15 protein-coding genes are annotated in these 13,114 nt (G+C 38.0%); 8 read left to right on the top strand and 7 right to left on the bottom strand.

Features of this window, described 5'->3' with window-relative positions; all coding sequences use genetic code 11:
• Nucleotides 1-611: 611 nt before the first annotated feature.
• The 4 genes from ACOVQQ_RS13355 to ACOVQQ_RS13340 form a co-directional block, all read right to left on the bottom strand.
• Nucleotides 612-869 (bottom strand): hypothetical protein, encoded by a 258-nt coding sequence (locus ACOVQQ_RS13355; protein WP_421818628.1) that lies wholly within the window; start codon nt 867-869, stop codon nt 612-614.
• A gap of 292 nt (nt 870-1,161) precedes the next feature.
• Nucleotides 1,162-1,557, bottom strand: a complete 396-nt coding sequence (locus ACOVQQ_RS13350) for a hypothetical protein (RefSeq protein ID WP_421818627.1) — start codon at nt 1,555-1,557, stop codon at nt 1,162-1,164.
• A 2-nt stretch (nt 1,558-1,559) separates the two neighbouring features.
• Nucleotides 1,560-2,177 carry a hypothetical protein gene (locus ACOVQQ_RS13345; protein WP_421818626.1) on the bottom strand — a complete coding sequence of 206 codons (618 nt, stop codon included), beginning with the start codon at nt 2,175-2,177 and terminating at the stop codon, nt 1,560-1,562.
• 5 nt (nt 2,178-2,182) lie between these two features.
• Nucleotides 2,183-2,815, bottom strand: coding sequence for a hypothetical protein (locus tag ACOVQQ_RS13340; RefSeq protein WP_421818625.1), 633 nt, complete (start codon nt 2,813-2,815; stop codon nt 2,183-2,185).
• A gap of 916 nt (nt 2,816-3,731) precedes the next feature.
• Here ACOVQQ_RS13340 and ACOVQQ_RS13335 point away from each other — a divergent pair.
• From ACOVQQ_RS13335 to ACOVQQ_RS13320, 4 genes are all read left to right on the top strand, one after another.
• Nucleotides 3,732-4,016, top strand: coding sequence for an addiction module antidote protein (locus ACOVQQ_RS13335; protein ID WP_421818624.1), 285 nt, complete (start codon nt 3,732-3,734; stop codon nt 4,014-4,016).
• Between the two features lie 159 nt (nt 4,017-4,175).
• Nucleotides 4,176-4,877, top strand: coding sequence for an SIMPL domain-containing protein (locus ACOVQQ_RS13330; protein ID WP_421818623.1), 702 nt, complete (start codon nt 4,176-4,178; stop codon nt 4,875-4,877).
• A 177-nt stretch (nt 4,878-5,054) separates the two neighbouring features.
• Nucleotides 5,055-5,300 carry an AbrB/MazE/SpoVT family DNA-binding domain-containing protein gene (locus ACOVQQ_RS13325; RefSeq protein WP_421818622.1) on the top strand — a complete coding sequence of 82 codons (246 nt, stop codon included), beginning with the start codon at nt 5,055-5,057 and terminating at the stop codon, nt 5,298-5,300.
• Nucleotides 5,291-5,614, top strand: a complete 324-nt coding sequence (locus tag ACOVQQ_RS13320; protein WP_421818621.1) for a type II toxin-antitoxin system PemK/MazF family toxin — start codon at nt 5,291-5,293, stop codon at nt 5,612-5,614. Before ACOVQQ_RS13325 ends, ACOVQQ_RS13320 begins: the two co-directional genes overlap by 10 nt.
• Nucleotides 5,615-6,405: 791 nt before the next feature.
• On the opposite strand, the gene ACOVQQ_RS13315 is transcribed toward ACOVQQ_RS13320, so the two are convergent.
• Entirely contained in the window at nt 6,406-6,984 is a 579-nt protein-coding gene (locus ACOVQQ_RS13315) for a hypothetical protein (RefSeq protein WP_421818620.1), read from the bottom strand.
• Nucleotides 6,985-7,265: 281 nt separating this feature from the next.
• Here ACOVQQ_RS13315 and ACOVQQ_RS13310 point away from each other — a divergent pair, with 281 nt between their 5' ends.
• On the top strand, nt 7,266-7,406 hold the full coding sequence (locus ACOVQQ_RS13310) for a hypothetical protein (RefSeq protein ID WP_421818619.1): 141 nt from the start codon (nt 7,266-7,268) through the stop codon (nt 7,404-7,406).
• 164 nt (nt 7,407-7,570) lie between these two features.
• A complete protein-coding gene (locus ACOVQQ_RS13305; protein ID WP_421818618.1) occupies nt 7,571-8,353 on the top strand; it encodes a CDP-alcohol phosphatidyltransferase family protein in 783 nt (260 codons plus the stop codon).
• A gap of 231 nt (nt 8,354-8,584) precedes the next feature.
• Here the strand turns inward: ACOVQQ_RS13305 and katG are convergent, their stop codons facing one another.
• Nucleotides 8,585-10,867, bottom strand: a complete 2,283-nt coding sequence (gene katG / locus ACOVQQ_RS13300) for a catalase/peroxidase HPI (protein WP_421818617.1) — start codon at nt 10,865-10,867, stop codon at nt 8,585-8,587.
• A 93-nt stretch (nt 10,868-10,960) separates the two neighbouring features.
• Between katG and ACOVQQ_RS13295 the strand changes: the two genes are divergently transcribed.
• On the top strand, nt 10,961-11,899 hold the full coding sequence (locus tag ACOVQQ_RS13295; protein ID WP_421818616.1) for a LysR substrate-binding domain-containing protein: 939 nt from the start codon (nt 10,961-10,963) through the stop codon (nt 11,897-11,899).
• Nucleotides 11,900-11,940: 41 nt separating this feature from the next.
• Nucleotides 11,941-12,330: a hypothetical protein gene (locus ACOVQQ_RS13290; protein ID WP_421818615.1), complete on the top strand. Its 390-nt coding sequence runs from the start codon at nt 11,941-11,943 to the stop codon at nt 12,328-12,330.
• Here the strand turns inward: ACOVQQ_RS13290 and ACOVQQ_RS13285 are convergent.
• The gene (locus ACOVQQ_RS13285; protein ID WP_421818614.1) at nt 12,327-13,037 is read right to left on the bottom strand and encodes a hypothetical protein; all 711 of its coding nucleotides are present in this window, start codon (nt 13,035-13,037) and stop codon (nt 12,327-12,329) included. The two genes, ACOVQQ_RS13290 and ACOVQQ_RS13285, sit on opposite strands and share 4 nt — an antisense overlap.
• Between the last annotated feature and the right edge of the window lie 77 nt (nt 13,038-13,114).

The raw sequence follows: 13,114 nt of genomic DNA, 5'->3' as shown, positions 1-13,114 counted from the left end.
CATGAGTCCCGAAAGCCGCTACAGTTGTTGTATTCATAGCATGTAAAATTTGTTCATCATAAAGGTAAGATAATATTCTTTGGCTCTTTTGTGAATTTTGGTTGCATATTGAGCGTTTCGTTGTAGTAATTTAGATGAGTTCACCATTTGACGTGTCGTTTCTGGGGAAGCTAGAGGCGAGAAACGAGAAGCGAGACTTTGATAATTTCACCACTAGACGTATCGTATTTCCCAACCTAACCCACGTATCGTCGGTCGGAGCCTGAGCCTGCCGGCGGCTGGTGCCTAAGCTTGTCGAAGGCTAAGCGCAAAGACTTTTAGTATTAAGATCTAAGTATTAAGACTCCGAGACGTTCACCACTTCACGTTTCGTTTTTGGGGAAGCTAGTCCCGATAGCTATCGGGATAGACTTTATGACGTTCACCATTTTACGTATCATTTTCCCAACCTAACCACGTATCGTCGGTTGGTTCTTGAGCTTGTCGAAGGCTGGTGCCTGAGCTTGTCGAAGGCAACCGCAAAGGTCGCAAAGATTTACGCAAAGGTCGCAAAGTTTTTTTAGTATCAAGATTGGAGTATTAAGTATTAAGACTTCGATGAATTCACCATTTTACGTATCATTTCCCCAACCTAACCACGTATCGTCGGTGCCTGAGCTTGTCGAAGGCCAATCTTTAAATCTTTCAATCTCGAAATCTCGAAATCTCGAAATCTTTAAATCTCGAAATCTTTGCGAAGCTCCCTCCGTCTGTTCGCTATAGTCCGCAAAAAATACGCTGTTTCCACACGCACTGCGTCGGGCTTCTTGGGTCGCCCATGCAGTTGCGGTTCCAACAAGCGTATTTTTCTTACGGGCTGCCGCTTCCATACGGGCTAGGGCATACGTTACTAACGTTTAGTGGAAAAATACCTATAAGTAGGTAGGTGAGGGAGGAGGGAAGTGCGTAAATTAGCAAAAGTTTACCGTCAAAATTTGAACATACGCGAAAACGATTCAATCTAATAAACTAATAATTAGCAAAACTTATTTAATCAATACAGTGTTATTATTTTTTTTCTGATTGTTTTTGAAAGTTGTTAGTAATGAAAGGGCTTCGTTAATTATCGAGTTGGTAGATTTTTTTAAAACTAAAGAGTAATATTCAGGAAATCGAATAATATTATTCATCACAATTAATTTCCCACGTGGATAAATCCATCAACTTAACACGAACACCCATATCAGATGGTTTCCGAGGCGGAATTCCAAATATTTCAGAATGAGAATAGTTAGTAGGCTCTGGTCTGTGAATTACAGCCAATGGTAAAGGGTTTGATCTAATAGCAGACACAGACATTGAAATCACACCATTATTTTCAGGAATTCGAGCACGTTTTAAGGATTCTAATGGCGTAGAATATTCAGACCAATCAACAGACAATCCTCCTTCTCCTTTTGCATCAAAAGCTACAGGTCTTATCATTCTTTTAGGATTAGTTGCATTGAAATCAATATTTTGTTTATGAACTCTCATATAAACAAGATGCTCGTCTGGTATATGAAGTTTAACATCCATATCTAATATTTGAAAGGTAATGGAAGTAGTTGAAATTTTAAATCATTCAGTAAAAACTCACCTTCAGAAAACTGTTTTTTTGGAGAATCCGAATAAAAAGTACCAGTGTTGTTTTTAAAATCGATATTTACAAAAAGTCTAAAATTATCTTCATTCCATATAACGTCTATTGTTCCTGAGGGACCGTGATGCATTTTCGGTAAATGTAAACTTCCTGAAAAGATGCCCCTAAGCCATCTATTAAAACTAATTATGAAATTAGCAGCAGCTTTCCATGATTCAATAGTGTAACCAACAGCACCTTCATCGTCCCAATTATCTTTCAAATCAAGAATGTATTTTCCCTCAATAAAAATATTTTCTAACTCCTTGTTTACTATTGGTATTTTTAAATCCACTTCATCGTTTACACTCAAAATATAATCTTGAGCAATCTTTTCTTCAGCCGCAGACTTAATCCATGTAGTTTTTTTTATGGACTGCCAATCTATTAAAGACGGATGATTCGATGAGCTTATACTTTTATAACTATAATCATCTTCGGCAATATTGGAAGATTGACTTTCTCTAAAGTTTTGATACATGTAAACTTTTTCTATGTTAGTAGCATCAGTGGCCATAAACTTTAAATTAATTTTATATCTCCTGAGTAACTTTCACGAAGCATTTTATCTCTCTCTATAGCTTTTTCAATTTCAATCTTTAATTCTACTAAGTCTTGTATTGCAACATGTAAATGTAATTCATTCCTTGGAATAGAATTTTGATATTCAATATAGAATTTATGTAAAATCAAACCATATTTATCATCATCTGAACTTCCTGGCATAAATCTAATATCAGTTAAGAATTTAAATTCTCTTAAATTGTTTGAATTCTCAACCTTATATTCTCTTACTTTATCAGTTAGTTGTACTCTTTCGAAGTTTGATAGTATTTGGAGTAAATTTGCTTTAAGTTTGTTGGTTTCTTTTGAATTTATACCAACTCTAGAGAGTTCTTTGTATGATTCTGCTAGATTTTTTGAAAGTACTGACACATCTGCATACGACAAACCTGTATAACTTATTAAGGTTCTCCATAACTCATCGCCATCAACTTTTAATAGTTCTGTCAAGTCCAGAGCAATATCTCCATAAAGCTTTCCAATTTCAAGGTTTTTGATATAATCAACTAGTTGGTTTAATTGTGAATCGGTAAGTTCATTGATGATCTTAAAGCCAGGAAATACCTGCTCGGGAACCATAATTCGTGCCATAGAGTAAATATTAAGCTGTAAACATATAGTGAAAATACTAAAATTGCTCAAAAAACTTGTTATTTATATCATAAATATTTTGCAGCAAATTTTTCATTAATCTGTTAAAAATAAAAACACTCAAAAAGAACTTCTACTAGCGGCAACAGCACTCCCGCAAACCAACCAAGACCCTTATCTCAAAATTACCACCAAAACAACCTCCTTGACACCAGTTTTAAGGAGATTTATTTTTCAGTTGCGGCTGCCTACAACAATTTATTTAAGGTTTCGTAAGGGAGCTTATGTGCTTGTTACAAGTTTGGTTCTCCGTATCAATAATAATGAGAATAGCCGCTTCTGCAACGAAGCGGTTTTTTATGCTTGTACATTTGCAACAAGAAACGGAGGTAAAAGGGTAAAGCGACTTTTATTAGTACAGAGAACCAAACAAGTTAGCACAAAAGACCAACTAAGTTAGTACAAAGAACCAACTAAGTTAGTACAAAGAACCAACTAAGTTAGTACAAAGAACCAATTAAGTTAGTACAAAAGACCAACTAAGTTAGTATTAAATACATACTTTATTAGTACAAAGTACATTATTACATGGTATTAAGTACTAATAAAACGGCTAAAAAGTCCGAAATTTTAACAAATTATGTCTTTTAGACAGCAGCGAGATTTGCTGTTTTATGGCAAGGCACGGCAGCAAATTCAGCTACAATTTCATGGAAGCTTCTGAGATAGGTCAAAGGGATAAGCAAGAAAAATCGGTTAACCTAATTTTAGGGATAGACATTTTCTCGCGCATTTTACAGAAAGCGTTTCATTATTTTAAAAGTCGCATAAATTTGTAGCTAAGTGAATACAGTTGATGAATGGTCTCTAATTGCAAAAGCAAAAGAGATTTTAAAACGAATAAAAAAATAGAGCAATGGAAACTTCAAAATTTGACATAGCCGACTATCTAGATTGTAACGAGATGATTGCCGAATACCTGAACACTGTTTTAGCCGAAGGAAACGAATCTGATGTTATCACAGCAATTGGGCATATTGCAAAATCAATTGGCATGACTAAAATTGCTCAAGAAACCGGATTAAGCAGACCAAGTTTATACAAAGCCTTGTCTGACGGTTCTAAACCGCAGTTTGAGACAATTATGAAAGTGTTAAAAGCAATTGGTGGACAGCTACAGATTAATCCCGTAACTGTGTAAGAAATACCACCGTTACATGCAGTTTAGATAAGCTAGTGTTTGTGGTTCTGTGACAGTGCAGTGGTAAATTATAAATTCTGTTTTTTTAGGAGATAATTGGTAAAAATCCCTATCTTCGAAGTGGATCAAAACGTTGTGCATGATACTAAAACCGACTGTATGAAAAAATCTCTTTTAACTATTATTTTATTGACAATTGCTACTGTGACATTTGCTCAAAAGAATTTTATTGATCAACCATATGTTGAAACTGCGGCAAAAGTTGATACACTTCTTGTGCCTGACAAAATTTATATTTCGATCAATCTGAACGAAGCAGATAGTAGGAATAAAAAATCAGTTGAAGAAAAAGAAAAAGAACTCGAGGCAACTTTGAAAAAATTAAACATTGACACTGAAAAGGACTTATCACTTTTAGACTTTTCAAGCGATTTTAAAAGTTACTTTTTAAAAGGTCAAAATGTAATTAAGTCTAAAATGTATTCTCTAATAGTTAAGAATGCAGTTCAAGCAGGAAAAGTACTAGCTGAATTAGAAAGTGTTGGAATTTCTAATGTTACAGTTGAACGGACCGAATATTCCAACTCAGAAGAAATTTTACTTGAACTAAAAGCTAAAGCAGTCGAAAAATCGAAATTAATAGCAGAAAGACTTGCAAAACCTCTACATCAAAAAATAGGAAAAGCGCTCTTTATTTCTGACGTTAATACAATTTCAAATGCTTTGCAAGGTCAAGCACCAGGAATTATTGTTAGAGGAATGGGCAATATTTATGGGGCAAGAGCAACAGAACCAATTTTTACTGAATTTCAAAAAATAAAGTTTGAAGTACAGGTAAACGTAAAGTATGTTCTTGAATAAAAATACTACCCCTGCTCCATAAGTCTCATTTTCTAAAACCAACCAACAAAACCCACAAAGTTCAACTCGTTTCTTCTCAAACGAAGTTTTTTAGTTACGACTTCTCGATAGAAAAAGCCATAACCCTACATCCCAAATCCTAATTTTGTAATAACTTTGTAATTACAAATAAGCATTATGGAAGTTTCAATCATCAAAATAGGCAATTCAAAAGGTTTTCGATTAAGCAAAACAATTCTGGAGCGATACAACATTACCGACAAAGTTGAAATGATTCTCGAAAATGAGCAGATTGTATTGCGTCCCATAGCGAAGCCGCGAGAAGGTTGGGATAAAGCATTTCAAAAAATGCATGAAAATGGAGATGATCAACTCCTGTTGAACGATGTTTTTGAAGACGAAAATTTCGACGAATGGAAGTAAAACAATATCAAATCGTTTTGGTTAATCTGGATCCCACCGTAGGAAGTGAGATTCAAAAAACACGTCCTTGTGTTGTTATTTCTCCCAACGAAATGAATGATAACTTACGAACGGTGGTCATTGCGCCGCTAACGTCGACGAGCAGAAATTACCCAACCCGCGTACAAGTTAAGCACAACAATCAAGTAGGCTGGGTGGTTATCGATCAAATAAGAACAATTGATAAAATACGTATTGTGAAGAAACTTGGTCCGCTCACCAATCCAGAAATACAAGCATGTAAACGCGTAATCCAAGAAACCTTCGTCGACTAGTGGGCTGCTGTATCATCGACAGCTATCTAACAATCAACGACAAAGGTATCGCCGTATTTTGCACATCCACCCAAATCTAAGCTCATTTGAAAACTACGCCAGAACTTAACTGAAGTCTACTAACACCATTTTAAACACGTATTTCTGGGTGAGCGACAGCAGCGACATCCTTTAAGGCGCTACAGGATTTCCACTAAACGCTCGCCTTAAAGATACAGCGTATGGCGCGACGGCGGTTCGATGATACGTTTGCGAAGCGCTATGATGGCACCGCCGGCACCCCCAAAAAATTGGTACATCTGTACATGAGATGAGGTATTTTGATTTACAAGTTTGTGCGAGTTTATGTTGGAGATGGCATGTGTTGAAAGCTAAGCGCAAAGACTTTTAGTACTAAGATCTAAGTATTAAGACTCCGAGACGTTCACCATTTCACGTTTCGTTTTTGGGGAAGTTAGTCCCGATAGCTATCGGGATTGAAGCATTCACCCGTTAACGTGTCATTTTGCCCGCCTGAACCCACATATCGTCGGTGCCTGAGCTTGTCGAAGACTTTTTTTTGGGGAAGCTAGAAGCTAGACACGAGTCCCGATAGCTATCGGGAGAGACTTTATAACGTTCACCATTTTACGTATCATTTTCCCAACCTAACTACGTATCGTCGGTGCCTGAGCTTGTCGAAGGCCAATCTTTCAATCTTTTAATCTCGCAATCTCGAAATCTCAAAAAAAAGACCTCCGTTTCCGAAGGCCTCTTCCTCAATCAACCAATCATAACTATTTCAAAATCTTTTAATTTTTTGTGTTCATTTTTCCACGAGTACCATCGGCGCGGTAGTAGTAATACGTATCGTCTTGGTATTCAGAGGTGTTATAGCCGTAATCGTAACCGTTGTAGTAGGTGCGTCTCCGAATGTCGCCTACAAAATTGACGATGTTTCCGCGGCGATCGTACTCAATTCGCAAACCGCCAATCTGACTCATCGCGAAACGGTTGTATCGCATATACACAGTACCAATGCGGTTCACTCGATCGAACGCGTCGTAGTTGATGAATACGTTTCCAACTCTGCGAACACGTCCGAATGCATCGTGCTCAATGCGAACGCCGTAGTTTACTTCGACCTGGTTTCTGCCTCGAGCTTGAGCACGGGTTCCAGCTTTGCGATAGTAATAATCGCCGGTTGTCTCTGGTCGCGTATTGAAATCGAATTGACCGTCAGGAAATACGTAAAAGTCGATTCCTCTTTCAGTGAAAACAAAAGGTTCTGCGTTTTCGACGGTGCAAGGAAAATCGTTAAAAGCTGTAGCCGTTGTTAATGTTCCCAACGTTAAGGCTACGAACAGGCGTAAAGTAATAGTTTTCATCATTTCTAAAATTTTAAAACTTCCTACTCTTTCGATTTTCGGTTTTCTCGAATTCAAAACTTGAATTGTATACGAATATCCAAAGCACATGCCGAAATTGACTTCCCTGCGCGTGCCAAACCAAGACACTTCGGCAACTTTAATTACAACTAACTGTAATTCAATTTAATAGTAAAGTCTCCTTTACGAATCGTTGACCAAGCGTTAACAAGTCGTTTGAAAATGATGCAGGCATTCAGCGCACAAATTAGCGCATTTTTTAGGAAAAGACCGACTTAAAAACAATGAATCATTTTAAACCTTCGCATTGCTGTGTCGATTATCAAGTTCTTTATTTTATTGCCAACAAACTGATTATAAATCTACTAGCGATTGTTTTTGTCGGATTTGTGGTTTTTGGCAATTGTATTTTTGGGAAGTCGTAAAAAAGTGCTTATTTCGCCAACGAAAATGCGTTAGAGAAATTCGTCCCGCTGTTTCTGCTTCTTTAGCGATTTTGCATGGTTTCAAGTACTCGCTTTTGTATGCCAAAAATTAAGTAGCCTGTTACGTAAACAAGCTTTTTTATTTCGTAAACCTCTTTACAAGAATGAGTAAATTACCGCAGGAACATAAATTTATCGACCTCTCAGATTACGGCCGACCCGCAGCGAAAATCATTGCCAATTCCTTAAAAGACACAGCATTAACGCCGCTTCACGTCACATTCGGTTTTATAATTGCCGGATTAATCGCAATTTATTGCATCATCTTTAATCACTACTTTTTAGCCGCCTTTTTCTTAATCGTGAAGTCTGTTTTAGATGCTGCCGATGGTGAGTTATCGCGCGTAAAACAAACACCGTCGTATGTGGGTCGCTATACCGATTCGGTGGCCGACATAATCTTGAATTTTTTTATTTTCTTGGCCATTTGGTATGTCACAGAAATTTCCATTTGGATTTGCTTGATTGCTTTTTTGGGACTTCAACTGCAAGGAACGCTCTATAATTACTACTACGTTATCTTGCGAAACCGATTTGCAGGCGATACAACAAGTCGCGTTATCGAAGATAAAACGCCCATTGCTTTACCCGGCGAGTCGCAAAAACACGTTAATGTGCTGTTTTTCTTATACAAATTGTTTTATTCTGTTTTTGATAAAGCAATTTATGCACTCGATCGGAACGCCAATAAAGGACAAATTTTTCCGAATTGGCTTATGACTTTCGTATCGACATTCGGATTGGGTTTTCAACTATTCGTTATCGCGTTCTTACTTGTATTCGATTTAAAACAGCTGATTCTGCCGTTTTTCGTAGCATATACCGCCATGGTTTTTATTTGCGTAGGCGTTCGGCGCTACTTTTATCATTTACCTGTTGGCTTGTAATTTTCAGAAGTGCTTTTTTTTTAAATCGATTTTCGTTTGCGATAGAGAATAAAAGTAAAAGCTCTGTTCTTTTGATGAAAATCGAGTAGTTTATTTATTGATAATCAGTTTATTCCGATTAAAATTAGAACTTCAGATCTTATTATTCCATAAAAAAACCAACCGAATTTGATAGTTCAAATCCAGTTGGTTTTCTGTTTTTTCTAGAAATAAGCTTCTGCCGTTCGACTATTAGAAGTTGAATTGCAAATCGAAACGATCCAAATTCATCACTTTCGTCCAAGCAGCAACGAAATCTTTCACGAATTTTTCTTTGGAATCGTCGCTAGCGTACACTTCGGCTAAGGCGCGTAATTCTGAGTTGGATGCGAAGATCAAATCGGCGCGAGTAGCTGTCCATTTTAAGGCTTTGGTATTGCTGTTGCGTCCTTCGAAGATTTCTTGCGTATCGTCGGTTGCTGTCCAAGTGGTTCCAATTTCCAACAATTTCACAAAATACTCGTTGTTTAATTGGTCTTTGGTGTTTGCCAAGATTCCGTGTTTATTTCCATTGTAGTTTGCATTCAAGGCGCGTAAACCTCCCACTAAAACGGTCATTTCCGGAGCAGTAAGCGTTAATTGTTGTGCTTTATCAATGAGTAATGCCTCTGTTGGAACGGTGTATTGTTTCTTGCTGTAGTTTCTAAATCCGTCGGCAATTGGTTCTAAAACATCGAACGAAGCTACTGCGGTTTGTTCTTGCGAAGCATCCATACGTCCGGGAGTAAACGGTACTTCCGCAGTATAGCCGGCATTTTTGGCAGCTTGTTCTACAGCAGCGCTTCCCGCCAACACAATGATATCAGCTAAAGATACTTTGACATCTTTCGATTTTGCATTGAAATCGGCTTGTATGCGTTCGTACACTGCAAGTACTTTTTTCAATTGCGCGGGGTTGTTCACTTCCCAGTTGCGTTGTGGTTCTAAGCGAATGCGCGCTCCGTTGGCACCACCACGACGGTCTGAAATTCTAAATGTAGAAGCTGATGCCCAAGCAGTACTCACCATTTCCGACAAGCTTAAACCGCTGTTTAACAAGGTGGTTTTTAGTTTGGAAATGTCTTTTGACGTAACTAATTTGTGATTTACCGCCGGAATCGGATCTTGCCAAATTAAATCTTCTGAGGGTGCTTCTGGTCCGAGGTAGGTAGTTTTCGGTCCCATATCGCGGTGTGTTAATTTGAACCAAGCGCGTGCAAATGCATCGTTAAATGCGTCTGGGTTTGCCATGAATCTGCGTGATATCTTCTCGTACTCCGGATCGAAACGCATCGACAAATCGGTGGTTAACATGTATGGTTTGTGCTTTTTCGTTTTATCGAAAGCATCCGGAATCACTAAATCTTCGGTTTTGGCTACCCATTGGTGTGCTCCCGCCGGACTTTTCGTTAATTCCCATTCATAACCGAATAGAATTTGGAAATAATCCTGATTCCATTTGTTAGGCGTTTTTGTCCAAGTAACTTCCAGTCCAGAAGTAATGGCATCGCCACCTTTTCCTGATTTGTAGTTGTTCTGCCAGCCCAAGCCTTGTGCTTCAATACCGGCTGCTTCTGGTTCTACACCTACATTTTTTGCGTCTGCAGCACCGTGCGTTTTACCTAAGGTGTGTCCGCCGGCAATAAGTGCAACGGTTTCTTCGTCGTTCATTCCCATTCGTCCGAAGGTTTCGCGAATGTCTTTTGCTGCAAGTACCGGATCTGGATTTCCGTTCGGACCTTCCGGATTCACATAAATTAATCCCATTTGAACGGCTGCAAGCGGATTTTCAAGTTTGCGACCTTCGCTATACCGCTTGTCGTCTAACCATTTTTTCTCTGGTCCCCAATACACATGCGATTCAGGTTCCCAAACGTCGACACGGCCGCCTGCAAATCCGAAAGTTTTAAATCCAGCGTTTTCAAGCGCTACATTTCCGGCAAGTATCATCAAATCGGCCCACGAAATCTTGTTTCCGTATTTCTGTTTGATTGGCCAAAGTAATCGGCGTGCTTTGTCTAAGTTGGCATTATCGGGCCAGCTGTTTAGTGGTGCAAAGCGTTGTTGTCCGGCACGCGAACCGCCACGACCGTCGCCCGTACGATACGTTCCTGCACTGTGCCACGCCATGCGGATAAATAAACCAGCGTAGCTTCCAAAATCGGCAGGCCAAAATTCCTGCGAAGAAGTCATTAACGTATTAATGTCCTTTTTTAAAGCTTGATAATCGAGCGATTTAAATCCTTTTGCATAATTGTAGTTCGCGCCCATCGGATCAGAGAGTTCCGAATTTTTGCGCAAGACACTTAAGTCGAGCTGACTCGGCCACCAGTCTTTATTTGTGTAACCGTTTTGTGGAGTAGGCGCTGCCTCGGTAGTTGCAGCTGCTTTGCCCGGATTGTCGAAACCAAACGGACATTTTCCGCCTTCTGCGCGTTCCTGCGCTTGCATGCTAAATGCCATAAGAATGCTTGTTAATGTGAAGAATTTTTTCATATGTCAGTGGTTTAAGATCTTTAACAGTTCAAAAGTAATTAGTATGTTTGTTCTATAAAAACGATATTTTCAATAACATTATTGATGCAGTAGATGAATATTCAGCAATTTCAGTACGTTTTAGCGGTTCATGAGTACCAACATTTCGAATTAGCTGCGGAGAAGTGCTTTGTAACGCAGTCGACATTGAGCACCATGATTTCAAAATTTGAAGATGAGATTGGAATTAAGATTTTCGATCGCAAGAAAAAACCGGTGCAACTTACTACCGAAGGTTTGGAAATTGTGAAGCAACTCCAAGTGATTTCAAAGAATATTGCAGCTTTTAAGGAATTGACGCAAGAGTTAAAGGGCGAAATTACGGGAACGCTGAGTTTATCAGTGATTCCTACCGTTGCGCCGTTTTTGCTTCCGCTATTTTTGCAGGATTTTGCGAGGAAGTTTCCGAACTTGAATATCATTGTTCGCGAAGAGACGACAGCGGAAATCATTCGTAAGTTAAAATCGCGTGCTTTGGACATTGGCATATTATCTACTCCGATAAACGACAAAGAAATTATCGAGTATCCGCTGTACGACGAGCCATTTTTATTTTACGATGCCGAGCAAGTAGGTTGCGCCGAAGTAGCTGCTAAAAGTATCGATTTGAATAATTTATGTGTGATGGAGGAGGGGCATTGTATGCGAACGCAGGTTTTGCAAATTTGTGATCAACGTGATCGCTTGCTGACTTCGAAGTTAAATTTTGAGTACAAAGCCGGTTCGATAGATGGTTTGTTGCGTTTTGTGAAGGCTAATAAAGCGGCGACATTTTTACCGTATTTGGCTACAACCGATTTTCCTGAAGCTGAACGTTTGCATTTAAGTAGCTTTTCGAATCCGATTCCGTATCGAACAATTGGCTTGGTGGTGCACAATCATTTTGTAAAGAATAAGTTGTTGCACATTTTACAAAAGGAAATTTCAGACAAGGTTGTCGATCAACTTCCCAAAATCGGAACAACTGGCGCGCAGCTCAATCCGTTGGCATAAGGTTTGGCACAAAGCTTGTATACGCTTGAAAAAACACAATCATGAAACCAGTTCTTTTCTATCGTCATGCAGTTATTTCCCTTTCGTTAATTTATTTATGGTGTGTGTATATGTTCTTCAATTACTACACCGAACCTGCCGGCATGTTTAGAGGATTTACCTTGTTTTTTGAATTCATTTACACCTGTACAATCGCGGCAGTTTTAGCTTTTTTGTTTTTGCTTTTACAGCTGAAATTCAAGCGTTTTCCAACACATTTTCTGTTTCATCTTGTATTTTACTTGTGCAGCAACTGCCTATTTATTTACAGCATCCTCTTTGTTTTAGGCATATTTAAAATTGAGGATTTAGAAAATTGGTATTTCGCGGCTCCTTTATTGCTGTTTGCACCTTTGATGTATTGGCGTTTGGCGAAGCCGGAGGTGCTTTAGAATATTTGATAGATCCTAAAAAGTCGTTTAAGTTCTTTGCTAAATCTGCTTAAAAAGTTTGTTTTCAAACTTACTGTTTCAATTGAGATTACCTTGTATTTTCCAATAAAGGTTACCTCCAAAAGAGCACTTGTCTGATAATTCTTAAGGTAATAATTCTTAAAGATTTCTTTTTGATTTAAAATAGATTTGTGAAAATCGATGTTCGATAAAAGAGAATTATCTGAAATGAAAATTTCTCTCTCTTCAAATATTTCATTTTTTGAAATATGTACTTTTTTTAATTTATGTTTGAATTTACTCAAGTAAGTGTAGCAATCTTCTTTTTTTGAAAAAAAGAACTGGCTTTGACTTCGGTCTGGAAAAACTTGACTAGTTTCATTTTGGACTTCTTCTTTAGCGATTTCAAGAAGGAAATCAATGAATTGTTTTTCATCAAAGTACCAGATTAAGTTCAAATTTCTAGCATGAAAACAAATCTCATATTCAGTTTTATGATTGAAGCTCGTCTCCTTTATTTTGTCGTTATAAGCTAAGATTTTATTCAGCAGTGACGAAACGCTTATATCTTCTTTGCTACAATAATTAAAGATTAGAATAAAGAGAGGCTTTAACTCAGTGTATCTATTTATTCTTTTAAAGTCTCTAAAATCCCTAGTATCTATAATTGAATTAACACTTTTCTTTTCTATATCTATCCGATACAAGTACATTTTACAATTTTATAAACTACAACTTCTCCTTCAAATACTTCGCAGTAATCGATTTCTTGTTCTTCACAACC

Source organism: Flavobacterium sp., from assembly GCF_049240005.1.
Classification (GTDB): Bacteria; Bacteroidota; Bacteroidia; order Flavobacteriales; family Flavobacteriaceae; genus Flavobacterium.
The sequence above is the reverse complement of the archived record's forward strand: the minus strand, read 5'-3'. Positions and strand labels throughout refer to the sequence as shown.